Annotated in this window: 10 protein-coding genes, 1 tRNA gene and 6 pseudogenes; 8 read left to right on the forward strand and 9 right to left on the reverse strand. The window is 67.6% G+C overall.

The features are described from left to right. Positions 1 to 379: 379 nt before the first annotated feature. Positions 380 to 922, reverse strand: a pseudogene (locus ACZ5Y0_RS35865) (IS256 family transposase); the annotation flags it as partial. Between the two features lie 92 nt (positions 923 to 1,014). Between ACZ5Y0_RS35865 and ACZ5Y0_RS35870 the strand changes: the two are divergent. Then, a complete protein-coding gene (locus tag ACZ5Y0_RS35870; protein ID WP_469132846.1) occupies positions 1,015 to 1,464 on the forward strand; it encodes a DUF3885 domain-containing protein in 450 nt (149 codons plus the stop codon). Here the strand turns inward: ACZ5Y0_RS35870 and ACZ5Y0_RS35875 are convergent. Next, positions 1,446 to 2,030 carry a YrhB domain-containing protein gene (locus ACZ5Y0_RS35875; RefSeq protein WP_469132825.1) on the reverse strand — a complete coding sequence of 195 codons (585 nt, stop codon included), beginning with the start codon at positions 2,028 to 2,030 and terminating at the stop codon, positions 1,446 to 1,448. The genes ACZ5Y0_RS35870 and ACZ5Y0_RS35875 overlap by 19 nt on opposite strands. A gap of 528 nt (positions 2,031 to 2,558) precedes the next feature. Here ACZ5Y0_RS35875 and ACZ5Y0_RS35880 point away from each other — a divergent pair. From ACZ5Y0_RS35880 to ACZ5Y0_RS35895, 4 genes and pseudogenes are all read left to right on the forward strand, one after another. Continuing rightward, a complete protein-coding gene (locus ACZ5Y0_RS35880; protein ID WP_469132826.1) occupies positions 2,559 to 3,437 on the forward strand; it encodes a pentapeptide repeat-containing protein in 879 nt (292 codons plus the stop codon). A 219-nt stretch (positions 3,438 to 3,656) separates the two neighbouring features. Next, positions 3,657 to 3,968: a hypothetical protein gene (locus tag ACZ5Y0_RS35885; protein ID WP_469132827.1), complete on the forward strand. Its 312-nt coding sequence runs from the start codon at positions 3,657 to 3,659 to the stop codon at positions 3,966 to 3,968. A 730-nt stretch (positions 3,969 to 4,698) separates the two neighbouring features. Then, positions 4,699 to 5,085, forward strand: coding sequence for a hypothetical protein (locus ACZ5Y0_RS35890; protein ID WP_469132828.1), 387 nt, complete (start codon positions 4,699 to 4,701; stop codon positions 5,083 to 5,085). Next, positions 5,037 to 5,255, forward strand: a pseudogene (locus ACZ5Y0_RS35895) (IS6 family transposase); the annotation flags it as partial. The gene ACZ5Y0_RS35890 and the pseudogene ACZ5Y0_RS35895, both read left to right, overlap by 49 nt. Before the next feature lie 96 nt (positions 5,256 to 5,351). Here the strand turns inward: ACZ5Y0_RS35895 and ACZ5Y0_RS35900 are convergent. The 3 genes and pseudogenes from ACZ5Y0_RS35900 to cas2e all read right to left on the reverse strand — a co-directional run. Further along, positions 5,352 to 5,528 (reverse strand): annotated as a pseudogene (locus ACZ5Y0_RS35900) (hypothetical protein); the annotation flags it as partial. 135 nt (positions 5,529 to 5,663) lie between these two features. Next, positions 5,664 to 6,110, reverse strand: coding sequence for a hypothetical protein (locus tag ACZ5Y0_RS35905; RefSeq protein WP_469132829.1), 447 nt, complete (start codon positions 6,108 to 6,110; stop codon positions 5,664 to 5,666). A 172-nt stretch (positions 6,111 to 6,282) separates the two neighbouring features. After that, positions 6,283 to 6,593 (reverse strand): annotated as a pseudogene (cas2e, locus tag ACZ5Y0_RS35910) (type I-E CRISPR-associated endoribonuclease Cas2e). Positions 6,594 to 6,991: 398 nt separating this feature from the next. On the opposite strand from cas2e, the gene ku reads away from it, so the two are divergent. The 3 genes and pseudogenes from ku to ACZ5Y0_RS35925 all read left to right on the forward strand — a co-directional run bounded on the left by ku (position 6,992) and on the right by ACZ5Y0_RS35925 (position 10,030). Continuing rightward, positions 6,992 to 7,918 (forward strand): non-homologous end joining protein Ku, encoded by a 927-nt coding sequence (ku, locus tag ACZ5Y0_RS35915; protein WP_469132830.1) that lies wholly within the window; start codon positions 6,992 to 6,994, stop codon positions 7,916 to 7,918. A gap of 193 nt (positions 7,919 to 8,111) precedes the next feature. Then, a tRNA-Gly gene (locus ACZ5Y0_RS35920) sits at positions 8,112 to 8,231 on the forward strand. A 230-nt stretch (positions 8,232 to 8,461) separates the two neighbouring features. Then, positions 8,462 to 10,030: pseudogene (locus ACZ5Y0_RS35925) on the forward strand (ISL3 family transposase). Here the strand turns inward: ACZ5Y0_RS35925 and ACZ5Y0_RS35930 are convergent. The 4 genes and pseudogenes from ACZ5Y0_RS35930 to ACZ5Y0_RS35945 form a co-directional block, all read right to left on the reverse strand. Further along, positions 10,016 to 10,618, reverse strand: coding sequence for a hypothetical protein (locus tag ACZ5Y0_RS35930; protein WP_469132831.1), 603 nt, complete (start codon positions 10,616 to 10,618; stop codon positions 10,016 to 10,018). The pseudogene ACZ5Y0_RS35925 and the gene ACZ5Y0_RS35930 sit on opposite strands and share 15 nt — an antisense overlap. Positions 10,619 to 10,689: 71 nt before the next feature. Further along, positions 10,690 to 10,895 (reverse strand): annotated as a pseudogene (locus ACZ5Y0_RS35935) (LuxR C-terminal-related transcriptional regulator); the annotation flags it as partial. A 216-nt stretch (positions 10,896 to 11,111) separates the two neighbouring features. Further along, positions 11,112 to 12,689 (reverse strand): sodium:solute symporter family transporter, encoded by a 1,578-nt coding sequence (locus tag ACZ5Y0_RS35940; RefSeq protein WP_469132832.1) that lies wholly within the window; start codon positions 12,687 to 12,689, stop codon positions 11,112 to 11,114. After that, entirely contained in the window at positions 12,686 to 13,024 is a 339-nt protein-coding gene (locus ACZ5Y0_RS35945; protein WP_469132833.1) for a hypothetical protein, read from the reverse strand. The genes ACZ5Y0_RS35940 and ACZ5Y0_RS35945 overlap by 4 nt, the downstream gene beginning before the upstream one ends. Positions 13,025 to 13,241 lie beyond the last annotated feature (217 nt).

Consider the following 13,241-nt stretch of genomic DNA (forward strand, 5'->3'; position numbering starts at 1 on the left):
GATCCACGGCCGCGACTGTCTCTTCCCCACGACCACACCAACGATCCAGCGAGCCGACAGTCACATGATCAACGGCTTTTGTTAGAGCCAATAAGGGCTGTCCCGGGAACTCCGGGTATCTGAGCGTCGGCGCCTCTTCGGCGGGGCATCGGAGTTCCACCTCCGCCACAGCGATGGCTGGACCGACCTGCTCCGCGGCGGCACGCCGTCACGTGAGCAGGACCTGAAGCGGGCCTCGCACGAGGCCACGCTGCGTACGGTCTGACCGCTTGCACCACACCACGGGCCCCGGCACCTGCCGGGGCCCGCGGCCTTGTGAATCCGTCCCCTCCTACCTGAGGGTCTGACAAACGAGCGGTGTAACTGGGGTTGGTGAGGGTTACTGACGGGCTGCGGGGAGGCGGCCATCGAAGGTGATGTCGAAGGCGTTCAGTGCGGTCTTCCAGCGCATGGTCCAGCGAGCCTGGCCCTTTCCGGTGAGATCGAGCGACATGATCGCCATGTAGACGCACTTCAACAAGGCCTGCTTGTTGGGGAAGTGACCGCGGGCTTTGACCGCCCGACGGATCCTGGCGTTGACGGACTCGATGGCGTTGGTCGTGCAGACGATCCGGCGGATCTCGGTGTCGAAGCGGAGGAACGGGGTGAACTCTTCCCACGCGTTCTCCCAGAGCCGCACGATCGCCGGATACTTCCGGCCCCAGGCGTTGGCGAACTCCACGAACCGCTCCAGGGCGGCCTCCTCGGTCGGCGCCGTGTAGACGGGCTTGAGGAGCTTGGCAATCTTGTCTCAGTCCTGGCGGGCGGCATAGCGGAAGGTTTTCCGCAACAGGTGCACCACGCAGGTCTGCACGATCGTCTTTGGCCAGACCGTCTCGACCGCTTCGGGCAGACCCTTGAGCCCGTCGCAGACCAGCATCAGCACGTCGTTGGCAGCAGCGTTGGCCCCGTTGCCCTCCGGTCGGGCACAAGCTCCGCGACCCCTATCCGGATGTCTGGGTACGGTTTCACAGCCTGCCGGAGTCGAAGCGGTACCCGGAGGACGAGAGCGAGTATGCCGTCGTCCTGGAGCGTTACAACACCGTCCTCGACGAGTTGTTCGCTGGTGAGGACGTGTACGTCATCACTCCGCTCTGGACGACCGAAGCCGAGGCTCCGGCAGTGAAACCCGGGACGGGGTGTTGGCAGAGCCTGCTGGTGGAGGACGGTCCCGACCCTGAGTTCCGCACGTACTGCCACCTCTTCCCCACCCACCGACCCTGGCAGCGCGGCTGCATCGACGACTTGCTCCGAGATACCGCCGACGACAGGGTGGCGGGAATTCTCATCACCGACACCCGCGTGCAGCGCATCCACCACCCCTACGACGGTGGCGCCGATGTCTTCCTCACCACACCCGAAGAGCGGGACCGGATACGCAATCGGCACGCCGACTGGCTTTCCAGTTATCCCTCGGGCCTTTGACCGGCTCGGATCGCCGCCCCGCTCAGAACGGTCTTCACCGCAAGTACCGGGTTGAGAGGCTCCACGAGCTCCCTGGTGGCGACGGCCACGAGGCGGGCGGGTGCATCACCCTCCAGCAGCGCTCTCACGTACTCAAGGGCCTCCGCGGGCGAGAGCACAGGCAGCCTCTGGCGCAATGTCCGCACAGCATGCATCCGTCCGCGCGTAGCGGCGACTCCCCGGAGCGCATCGTGTAGATCGTCCACTGCAGTGCGCACCGGCAGCCCACGTATCCGGGCTCTGTAGTCGGCCTCCCACTCTCCGGTTTTCGCGGAGACGACGCCGATCTGGTGCAAGCTTCCGTCCACGCGGTCGACCAGGTACGGCCCATCGCCAATCAGCATGTACTTCGAGTTCCGGGTGCGTACGAAGTCCTCGGACTGCCAGGCGACGATCCACACCAGCTCGTGCTCCTCGACACGGACCACAGCCATCCTCACCGCGTCCGCGCTCACAGCCCGCCACTGCTCATAGTCGCGCTCCAACTGCTCTTCGACTGCCCGAACGGCGGCTTCTCGCTCGATCACGCGTGCAGCATCCCGTACGAGCCCGGTTTCGACCAGCGAATTCCCACAGCTCAGGGCCACGCAGAAGGGACCAACGAGCCTTCTCGCCCAGGAATACAGCAGCTGAAGAACAAATGCTCTGCGCCAGTACCCCTGCGTACCCTCGGCAGCTGCCTGGAATGCCACGACGACACCCGCGCCGACCCCACCACCTCCACAACCCCGCCCGCGCATTCGCTGGAGCGACAGCGCTGCACAGCACAGACCCTCCCGACTGTCGGACCGCACAAAAAATTTCAGTGACGTACCGAAGTTTTCAGTCATCTGCTGGCGACCTGGTTCGGCAACTGCACAACGGAACCGGTGCGTCCTTAAGGCATGACGCTTGCTGCATCCGACCGGCCATCCAGCACCCCACCGCCGTGGCCCCACTGCGGTCACGGCACAACGCCAGCCGATCCAGTCGGCTGACGTGGCATTCCCGTCGGTAGCCATACCGTCTGCCTGGCCCACCTGAACGAGCCCGACCGCGCCGCCTACCTCGCAGCGTTGTCACCTGGCACCGACATCGACCACCGCGGCACTCCCTTCACCCCTGAACTGCTGGGCCAGTTACTTGCCGCCCTACGCGACCCTGCCACCGGTAGGCCCCGCACCGGCGACGCATGGTTCGATGGGGCGTCCTTCTCCGGCACTGCCTGGTTCGATGGAGCGTCTTTCTCCGGCATCGCCGGGTTTGGCAGGGCATCTTTCTCCGGTAATGCCCGGTTCACGGGGGCGTCCTTCTCTGGCAACGCATGGTTCATGGGGGCGTCCTTTTCCGGCATCGCCGGGTTCGGCGGGGCGTCTTTCTCCGGCGACGCCGGGTTTGGCAGGACGTCTTCCTCCGGTAGCGCTCGGTTCACGGGGGCATCCTTTTCCGGCAACGCATGGTTCGGCGGGACGCGGTTTGAAGTGGCAGCGCGCCTGGGGCCGCTGGTGTGCGCCAAGCGGGTGGTGTTGGACGCTGCGGTGTTCCAGCAGCCGGTGACGGTGGAGATCGCCGCCCGTCAGGTGAGCTGTGCGCGCACTCGGTGGGCATCGACGGCCGCGCTGCACCTGCGCTACGCCGAATTGGACCTGAGAGATGCGGTTTTCGAGTACCCGGTGCTGGTCGCCGCCCGCTCTACTCCATTCTCTCTGTCCGGCTCGACTGGCTGGTTGCCAGAACCAGAGCTGTCCGGTCCGGAGCCCGGCGTGCGCCTGGCGTCGGTGGGCGGGGTGGATGCCGCGCACCTGGCGCTGCACGACATCGACCTCAGCGCCTGCCGGTTCGCCGGCGCCGTCCACCTCGACCAGTTGAAGGTCGACGGCTGGTGCACCTTCGCCACCACCCCCGCCGCTGGCGTCCGTGCTTTCCCTGGCGGTGGAGCCGACGCAACACGCTGACCGAGGAGCACCACTGGCGGGTGCACGTCGCTCGCCGCCCCGCTAGGGGCGCCGCCCAAGGATGGGTCAGCCCGCCACAGGACGTCCCCGTCCTGAAGCCGGCGGCGGTGGCGGCGCTGTACCGACAGCTGCGCAAGTCGCTGGAGGACGGCAAGAACGAGCCGGACGCCGCCGACTTCTACTACGGCGAGTGCGAGATGCGCCGCCACGGTCGCAGTGATGGTGTTGTGGGGCCTGCCCACCGACGCCCCGGAGCCAACCACCACCGGCCGCCAGGTCGCCGTCGGGCAGAAGGTCGTCCTGACCACCGCTACCCCCGACCCGCTCAATCCCACCGGGCCGTTGACCGAACGCGTCACCAACGAACGGGTGGAGAAGAGTCTGCGGGTGGTGATCAACTCGGTGGTCTTCCGCTCTTCCGGCCAGGACCTCACCACCGCCGGCACGTACACCGAGATGGCCTCCCGGCTGGCCGAGCCCGTCCTCCTCGGCCTGGCCGTCCTCGCCGTCCGTAGCCGCGTCAAACGCTGACCACCGCCCACAGGACAGAGGAAGCAAGGCGACGTCCCACCGGGCGCTGAAGCGATCGGTGTGATCGCACCGGCCGAGGGGTCGCACAGAAGATTTCAGGTCCCAGGTCAGGACTGCTCACTGAGATCTTTCGTGCGGTCCGACCCCGGCACGTGGAGCACGCCAGGCGGGACAGGGCCTCTGAGCATTTATCGCAGGGTCAGGCTTGCCGTTCCGACTGGGACTGCTGTTCGAGCAGGGCGCGATAGGCGTCAGGCTCGTGCTCTCGCAGGATCCGCAGCCACACACGAGCGCCCTCGGCCCAGCGGCATGTTGCCGGAGGCCACCCGACTGGCTTCCGGTCGGCCGCAGGGCGACTCGGCGCCCATCGGCCGGCGGGCCGAGCGGAAGAAGGCCGCACATGCCCTGGTCCACGAGCTCCTTGCCCGAGGTCACTCACGCCGGGCAATTGCCCGGCACCTGGGATGGGGCCTCAACACCGTGCTCAGATACGCGAACGCCGCACGCTGGCAGGACACCATCCGCGAGAACCGGCCCCGGCCCAGCAGCTGGACCCCTACAAGCCCTACTTGGAACGGCGATTGCCGCGGGATGCACCAGCATCACCCGGCTGCACGGCGAGCTGGTTGCCGAGCACGCTCCTGTCACCTATGGCATGGTCCGCGCGCACATCGCCACTTTGCGCGGGACTCCGTCCGCGGCGCCGCCCCGGCCGCCGACGGTGCGGCAGGTGACCGGCTGGCTCACCCGGCGCCCCACGGTCCTGACCGAGGAAGACCAGGCCGGGCGGAAGGAGGTACTGGGCCGCTGCCCCGAGCTGGACAAGGCCGCCGGACATGTCCGCGACTTTGGCGAGATACTCACCGACCGCCTCGGCTCCACACTCCCTACCTGGATCGACGCCCTCGACGCCAGCCAGCTACCCGGCCTCACCGGCTTCGCGCTCCATCGGCTCCGAGACCTCGACGCCGTGACCGCCGGGCCCACTCTCAATGGGAGTTCCGGCAGCATCGAGGGCGCCGTCAACCGCATCAAGAAGATCAAGCGACAGCTCTACGGCCGAGCCGGATTCGATCTACTTCCTGCTTCAGTGACCTCCGCGACCGCTGCGAAGTGATCTCCCATTGCGTGTGGCTGTACTTCCGCTTCCCGCTGTCCTTCCGCGAGGTCGAGGAGCTGATGCTCGAGCGCGGGATCGTCGTCTCGTACGAGACGATCCGCCGCTGGTGCGCCAAGTTCGTGCAGACCTACGCCAACGCGCTGCACCGCCGACAGCCCCAGCAACGCGCGAGGCCGCAGGTCGAGGCGTCCTGGCACAGCGAAGCCCCGGGCAGCCAACAGTGGACGGATCTCATGGACGGCGCGGGTGATCGTGGAGCGGTCCACGCCGTAGAGCACAGTCAGGGCTGACTGAGGAAGCTGTATCCGCAGGACGACCAGGGTGACGATGATCCGGTCGGTGAACACCAACTGATGGTTCGGGCCGGCCCCGGCTGCCCGCAGACGGCCGCGACCCCCTGCGGTTGTGTAGTCGGCCCTTCTCAAAGGCCATCCACGCATGAGCCAACTCGCCGACCAGCGCACCGAGTCGACGGGCCTGAAGGCCGGTGAAGACGGGATGGGACATGGCCGTGCGACCAAGGTATTGCGTCACCTCAACATCGAACCCGCACAGCCCCCCTCACGCCACGGTCCTCAGAATGTGTCGAGCGCGCCCACGGCCGCACAGATGTGGCCCGGCCCGCCCCCCGACCGCCTCCCGGCGCACCACCAGGAGAGCAGCCCCTCCACGTCGCGCGTATGCATGCCCAGGTCGTGTTCGGCACAGAGAGGCCACGCCTGCCACAGACGCTCAGCGACGGTGTCCTGGGCGGCGTCGGCGACGATCGCCAAGGCATGAGCAGAGTCCCCTGGCGTCTTCGGATACAAATGACTGCCGTGCCACTCGCCGTTGGCCAGGGCAACGTAGACATACTCCGGCTCGCCCGCCTCGTAGGAAGGCTGGGCCAGCAGTTGCAAAGGTCCCTGCTCAGGAAGAGTCACGGCCAAGTCCTGGTTGAGGACCGCGAGAGCCTCGTCCCACAAGGGGTACTCGCCGCGCGAGACCCGACGGACTTCGGGTTGATCGATAAGAGCATGCATAGGGCCATCCTCGGCTACGGACCCCGGGCCTCGATCGCGCACACCTCGTAAGGGGAACATGGCAATGGCTCACCTCCGCTCGCGCGGAGAGGACGCCATGGCCAAGCTGGCGCCAAACGCCAAGAGCGGCTCACCTCCGCTCGCGCGGAGAGGATTTTTTTGACCTGCGGTGTTAGGGGTGGTTTGCGGTTTCTTGACCTTCGCTCCTGAACGTGATGAGGGTCAAGCCATCGAAGTCGATGGGATTACGGCGTTGTTCTCCGGCTGTGCGGAGTTCGAAGCCTTGCTCGTTGTCGCTGGGGTAGGCGAGGACTGCGGTGCCGTTGCCGACGCAGGCGGTGACGGAGGCCAGAGTGTGTCGCGTACGCGGGCGGAGACTGTGCCGATGTACAGCTCTGGGGTGACTTCGAGGAGCCAGCGGGTGCGGGCGCCGCGGAGGTGGTGGGGGACGGCGGTGATGGCCAGGACGGTCATTGTGGCCATGTGTGCCGTGCCTTGTGGTGGAGGGAGTTCACAGGGCGGCTCCGTGGTTGGTGCCGCCGGGCAGGGCGCCGGCTACGGGGTCCCACAGGTCGAGGAGTTCTTCTTCCGGTCGGGTTCTTCGCGGTCGCCGTCGTCAACCTGCGGCGGCCGCATCGGTGACAGCACCCGTAACGAGATCGACTACGAGGTCGCGGTTTGACGTCGGAGTGGCATCGGCTTAGGCAGGTCCATGTCACGTGCCATGCCTTCCACCGCGGAGGTGCCGTCGCCCCCGGCCTGAGGTCCCGCGATGGCCCTATGGGTGAAGCGGTACTACGGGGTTTCCCGCAGGGTGCGGGGCGGGGACGGCGCTCATAGTCTGGTGGCGGGGCTATTGCGGACTTCAACGGAGGTTTGCCATGCCCCGAACCATCTGGTCCGGAGCCATCAGTTTTGGCCTGGTCACGGTGCCGATCAATGTGGTCAGTGCGACGGAGGACCACAGCATTCATTTCCACCAGTACCACCTCGAGGACGCAGGGCGGATCCGTACGCGGAAGGTGTGCGAGCTGGAGGACCGTGAGGTGAGCCAGGCGGAGATCGGCAAGGGCTACGAGCTGACGAAGACGCAGGTCATCCCGATCAGTGACGAGGAGCTGCGGGATCTGCCGCTGCCGACGGCGAAGTCGATCGAGATCGAGGCGTTCGTGCCGCTGGAGTCGGTGGACCCGATCCGGATCGGGGAGGGCTACTATCTCCAGCCGGCGGGTCAGGTGGCGGCAAAGCCCTACAAGCTGTTGCGGCAGGCGCTGGCGAGGTCGGCGAAGGTCGCGGTCGCCAAGTACGCCTGGTCGGGGCGTGAGCGGCTGGGACTGCTGCGGGTGCGCGACGACGTGATCGTCCTGCACGCGATGCGCTGGCCGGACGAGATCCGCGACCCTGCTGAGCTGCTTCCGCCGCCGGTGGAGATCTCGCAGGAGGAGATCGATGGGGCGCTGACGCTGATGGAGACCATGTCCCGTGAGGACCTGGAGGGCGAGGAGTTCCGCGACACCTACACCGATGCCCTGGCGCAGGTGATCGAGGCCAAGCAGGGCGACAAGCCGCTCCCGGAGGTTCCGCAGCCGGAGGAGCCGGGCAAGGTCCTGGACCTGATGGCGGCGTTGACGGAGTCGGTGAGCCGGGCGAAGGCAGCCCGCGGCGCGACGGGCGACGCCGACGTCCACGACCTGCCGAAGAAGCAGACGGCCGCCAAGAAGACCGCGTCTGGCAAGTCGGCAGCGAAGAGCGCGCAGAAGAAGACGGCGGCGAAGAAGACCACGGGCCGCAGACCACGCAGCGCCTGATGCATTCGACCCGGCCTCGAGAGAAGAATGTGAAGTGGGATCCCGCCAGTGGCTTTGTTCACGAGAACGGGCTCTGGCACAACTTCTGTGGACCAGTGGCAGCGGTTGCCGGCGATCAGATAAAGATTCGTCCGCAGAGAACGGTGTCTCTACGCTTAGTCAGAGCGGGAGTGCGCGCATTTCCGCAGGTTGCGGTGCCGTGGCAGAGCGGTCCATTGCGATCGCCGTGGGCGAGGTCCCTCCCACGGCGACTGACGGAGACGGGGCGGGCCTGCTCCCATCTGTCTCGCGGGTTCAAATCCCGTCGGCACCGCAGCCGACCAGGAAGTAGTACGGCGCACGGACCTGCCGCCTTGCGCCAGGTTCACAGAAGTTGTGCCAGAGCCCGAGAAGGTTCTGGCACAACGTCTGTGGTGTTCCTACTCTCTGTGACTGTTGATCTCGCCGGAGTGTCTCCCGAGATCGTCTGGAAACGGAGGGTGACGGCGGTGTTCGGCCTGATTGTTTTGGGTTGTGCGAGAGGTACTACTGCGGCTGGAATAGCTGCTCTTCCTGTCGGCTCCGGAGATCAGGGTGGTGTCGGTGCAGGACGACGGCGACGTGATCCGAGTCGGTGTCAGATCCCGAACGGCCAAGGCTCGCTGCCCGGGCTGCGGGAGCTGGTCGGGTCGGGTACACGGTTCCTACCTGCGGTTTCCCGCCGATCTTCCCGTGGCAGGGCGGCGGGTGGTGCTGCGGCTGCGGGTCCGCCGGTTCACGTGCGAGGACACCTCATGCGAGCGGCGGACGTTCGTCGAGCAGGTCACGGGCCTGACCCGCCGACACAGCCAGCGGACCGAACGAATGCGGTCGGCGCTGGCCGAGGTCGGCCTCGCGGTAGCCGGCCGCGCCGGTGCCTGGTTGGCCGACGTCTTCGGGGCGAGGGCCAGCTGGAACACAGCCCTGCGACTGGTCGATGCGCTTCCGGAGCCTCAGCCGCGGACTCCTAGGGTGGTCGGCGTCGACGAGTACGCGATGCGCAAGGGGCGTGTCTACGGGACCGTCCTGGTCGACGTTGAGACCCGCCGACCGGTTGACTTGCTGGCGGATCGCGAGGCGGCCACGGTCGCGGCCTGGCTGGCCAAACGCCCGGGGATCGAGGTCGTCTGCCGTGACCGTGCTCCGTTCTTCGCGGAGGGCGCCAGCATCGGGGCACCCACCGCCGTCCAGGTTGCCGACCGTTTCCACCTCTGGCGCAACCTCGGCGAAGCCGCGGAGCGGTGCATCTCCCGCCATCGTTCCTGCCTGCGCGCGACCAACACCGATTCGGCCCCGGAGGAGGCAGAGGCCCAGGCACCGGCAGACGGCGGGTCGCCATGGCCCGCTGGGCACCGGTTCACCGACCGCACCCGCGCCAAGCACGCCACCGTTCACTCGATGCTCGCCGCCGGCCACAGCCGACGCTCGATCCAGCGCCAGCTCGGCATGACCTACCGCACTGTCCAGCGGTTGGCGGACGCCGCAACCCTGGAAGACCTGTTCAAGGGCAGTGGCAGAACCGCAGGACCAAGCTCGACGACTTTAAGCCGTACCTGCACGAGCGGTGGGCCGAGGGTTGCACGAACGCCTGGATCCTCTGGGAAGAGATCAAGACGCACGGCTACCGTGGCGGCTACGGAGCCGTACGCGCCTACCTTCGCCCGCTTCGCACCACCCCGACCGCACCGGCAGCCCGACCGCCGTCGCCGCGGACCGTCGCCGGGTGGATTCTGACCCACCCGGACACTTTGCCGGAGAACGATCGGCTCAAGCTGAAGTCAGTGCTCGTACGCTGCCCTGAACTGGACGCGCTCACCGGTCACGTCCGCGCGTTCGGGAGGATGATCACCGAACTCCAAGGCGACCGGCTCCCCCAGTGGATCGAAGCGGTCCGCGCCGACGACCTGCCGGGTCTTCCACACCTTCGTCAACGGCCTGGAACGAGACCTTGCCGCCGTCACCGCCGGCCTGACCCTGTCCTGGAGTTCGGGCGTCGTCGAGGGCCACGTCAACCGGATCAAGATGCTGAAGCGACAGATGTACGGACGGGCTGGGTTCGCACTGCTGCGGAAACGAGTCCTAATCGCTGGCTGAGTTCTCGGTCTCTGCACGAAGGTCGCGAATCGGAATCGTCACTGGTGAGGGGAGCGCGTCACACTCGTAACCATGAAGCTCATCTGGGAGCAATGACCAGGCGATGGCCTCGTCAGGGCCGCAGTACGACGGGTCAAGGTGGAATGTGGTCCGCGTGCCGGAGAGTCTGGATGTGCCGAACTCCTCCCAGGCGCCGACTGGCGTCGCCCCGGCCAGCTCCTGGCGGTAGCCTCGCCCGTCGAGCCATACCTCGACAACCGTACGGACGCTGAGGGCCGCGGCTGCTGCTGGCGCCCACCTCCCTTTGTCGAGGAGGGAATCGAAGAACCCGGGAAGATGCCTGCCCTGCTCATCAGCGGTGCGACGCTGATCATCCTCCACAGTGAAGCTCAAGTCCGATTCGATCTCCACACTGATCTGGCCATGCGCACCGTCACCGTGGTGCAGCGCATCCCAGACCACCTGCTGAAGAACCTCCGTCGGAAGCTCAGGACTGTCCTTGCCCACCCGGAAATACATCGCCGGACGCGCCCGGACGTGCTCTTCGAAGGTGATCACTTGGATCTGATCGGCTGTGTAACGCTCCACGGCTCCGATCATGACACTCACCACTGACAAGTCGCTCCGCCATGACGGCAGCACGGGCACAGGTCTCCTCAGTGGCTTTTTACGGTGCTTACCTGCATGCCGAGGTACTGTGCGATGTCGGCGTTGGTGTCCCCTTCGGCGAGCAGGGGCAGGACGTCCTTCTCTCGGGGGTGAGGGGGGCGATGCGGGTCTGGGCGTTGGTGGCCTGAGGGCGGTTGGTGTGGTGGTAGCGGTCGATGAGACGGCGGGCGGCGGTGGGGTGGAGCATGGCGGAGCCTACGGTCTACTGCAAGGACACCTGCGGGCACGCATGGCGCAACCTGCCCACGGCAACCAAGGAGCCGTAACAGCGGCTTTCTTCGACAGGATCATGGCCGTCTCCGACGTGGACTGGGGGTGATGGTGCGCATCCTGGCTTCCCAGTCGTGTCCGGCCGGGCCGCGGCTGCCCTCGCAGCCGGTGCAGCCGTCCTCGCCGTGGATGTGCCCGGCGATCAAGGCGTTGACCAGAAGACGTGCTCCGCACCGCGTACCTCGCCGGCCGCCCGGCGTCGATCCGTGACGCTGCCCAGCCAGCCCAGCAGGAATCCGGCCGGCACCGTCACCAGGCCGGGGATCGTCACGTTCCACATCCTGAAGTCCTGGTCGGGGAAGATCGACGCGGGTGTGCCGGACGTGTACGGCGACAGCACCAACGCCGCGATGCTCAGCCCCGTGGCTCCCCACAGGCACCACAGCGCACCGCGGGCGGTGAAGCCGGGCCAGTACAGGGCGTACAGCAGAACGGGTGCGAGGGCGGCGCCGCAGACGGCGAGCCAGAGCGTCGAGACGACGACCAGGTTCCAGTCGGCGACGACGACCGCCACGAGCGCGGCGACAGCGCCCGTCAGCGCGGCCGACCACCGCGACGCGGCTCCGGCCGCCTGGTCCGCCGGGCGGCTCCCTGCGGTCTTGCCGTACGCGCCCAGCACGTCCCGCCCCAGGGCGATGCCGGCGGCGAGGGTCACATCCACGACGGCCGCGAGCGCGGTCAGGAAGAGGACGCAGGCCAGGGCCGCGACCAGGAGGCCGCCGCCGTCGAGCGCTCGCCCCAGCATCAGCGGCGTGAAGACCTGCGCCGACGGGCCGGCCTGGCGCAGCGCCTCACCGACGAGGGCCGCGGCGCCGACGCCGACGACGGTGAGCGCGCCGTACAGCAGGGTAAGTTCGGTGAGCATCCAGCGCCCGCCGGTGCGGGCGCCGCGCGGGCTCTTCGTCGAGATCGCCCGCATGAGTACGGCGGGCATCGCCAGCGTGGCCATCGACATGCCGAAGGTCTGCCCGATCCTGTTCACGGCGCCCACCCACCCGTCACCGGTGTAGCCGCCCGGACGCAGATACGCCTCGCCCATCCGCGAGCCGTGCGCGGCGGCGTCGAGCAGCCGCCCGGGGTCCCCGCCGAAGCGGTCGAGCACCAACACGGCAGCGACCACCAGCACGGGCAGGGCGATCGCCGACTTCACGATCATCACCACGCCGGTGCCCCGGATCCCACCACTGACGGCAAGCGCCGTCATCACGCAGCCGATGACCACTATGCAGCCGGTCCGCGTACCGGGCTGCCCGATCAGCGCCGCGGCGACGTTGCCGACCACCACCAACTGCACGACCAGCAGAGGGAAGCAGACGAGCAGGGTGACCGCGCCCCACGAGACGCGCACGGCGGGCCCGCCGCTGCCGCGCGCGTCCAGCATGTCCGCGGCCGTCAACGAGGCGTGCCTGCGCAGCGGCTCGATGATCAGCACGAGGAGCAGCATGACCCCAATCAGGCTGCCCAGCATCACGCCGAGGCCGTCGAAGCCGGACGTGGCGACCATGCCCACCAGTACGGTGACCGTCGCGACCGTGGTGGTGTCGCCGCCCATCGCGATGCCCTGCTGCCAGGAGCGCAGCCTGCGGTTCTCGGACCGTACGAGAGCCCGGTCGTCCTCGTCGGCGCCGGTGACGATGCACAGCATCAGGCAGATCACGACGAACACGGAGAACACGACGAAGACGAGGGACCGGGACGAGGGATCGAGCAGCGTGGTCACGACCACCTCCGGGCATCCGGCTGCCGCTCGAGCCGGTCGACGCGTCGCCCGTACACCACGAGCGCGTGCACACCGACGCCGAACGGCACCACGGCCAGGAGCACACCGAGGCTCACCGGCCCGGCGATCCTCGTACCGTACACGGCCGGTACGAGGGAGGCGGGCAGCACATAGAGCAGCCAGGCCACGGCGATCCGGACGCCGAGCCGCAGTCCGACGGCCAGGCGTGCCGCCTCCTCGGCGTCGGGTCGCTCGTGCTCCGCGGGAGGTCGCCCGGCGGCTGCGAATGCGTCATGGTGCGGCGGCCCGTGCCAGGGCTGCGGTCCGAAGGACATGTGGGCGGCTCCGCTCACGTCGATCCGACACCCCGCGAGGGGTGCGAGTACGGGTGTGGGGGTGGGCGCGGAGTCAATCAGACACATACGCGTACCTGCACGCCCTGGACGCAGGTCTGTTCGCCCGCCCAATACGGAGCCGTGTGGACGGGGAGCGGGCACTGCGTGATCGGGAGCGGCAGCAGTGGCCGGGACGGTCCTGTACTCGGCGGCCTCG

The sequence above is a fragment of the Streptomyces sp. NPDC033216 genome, assembly GCF_055577115.1.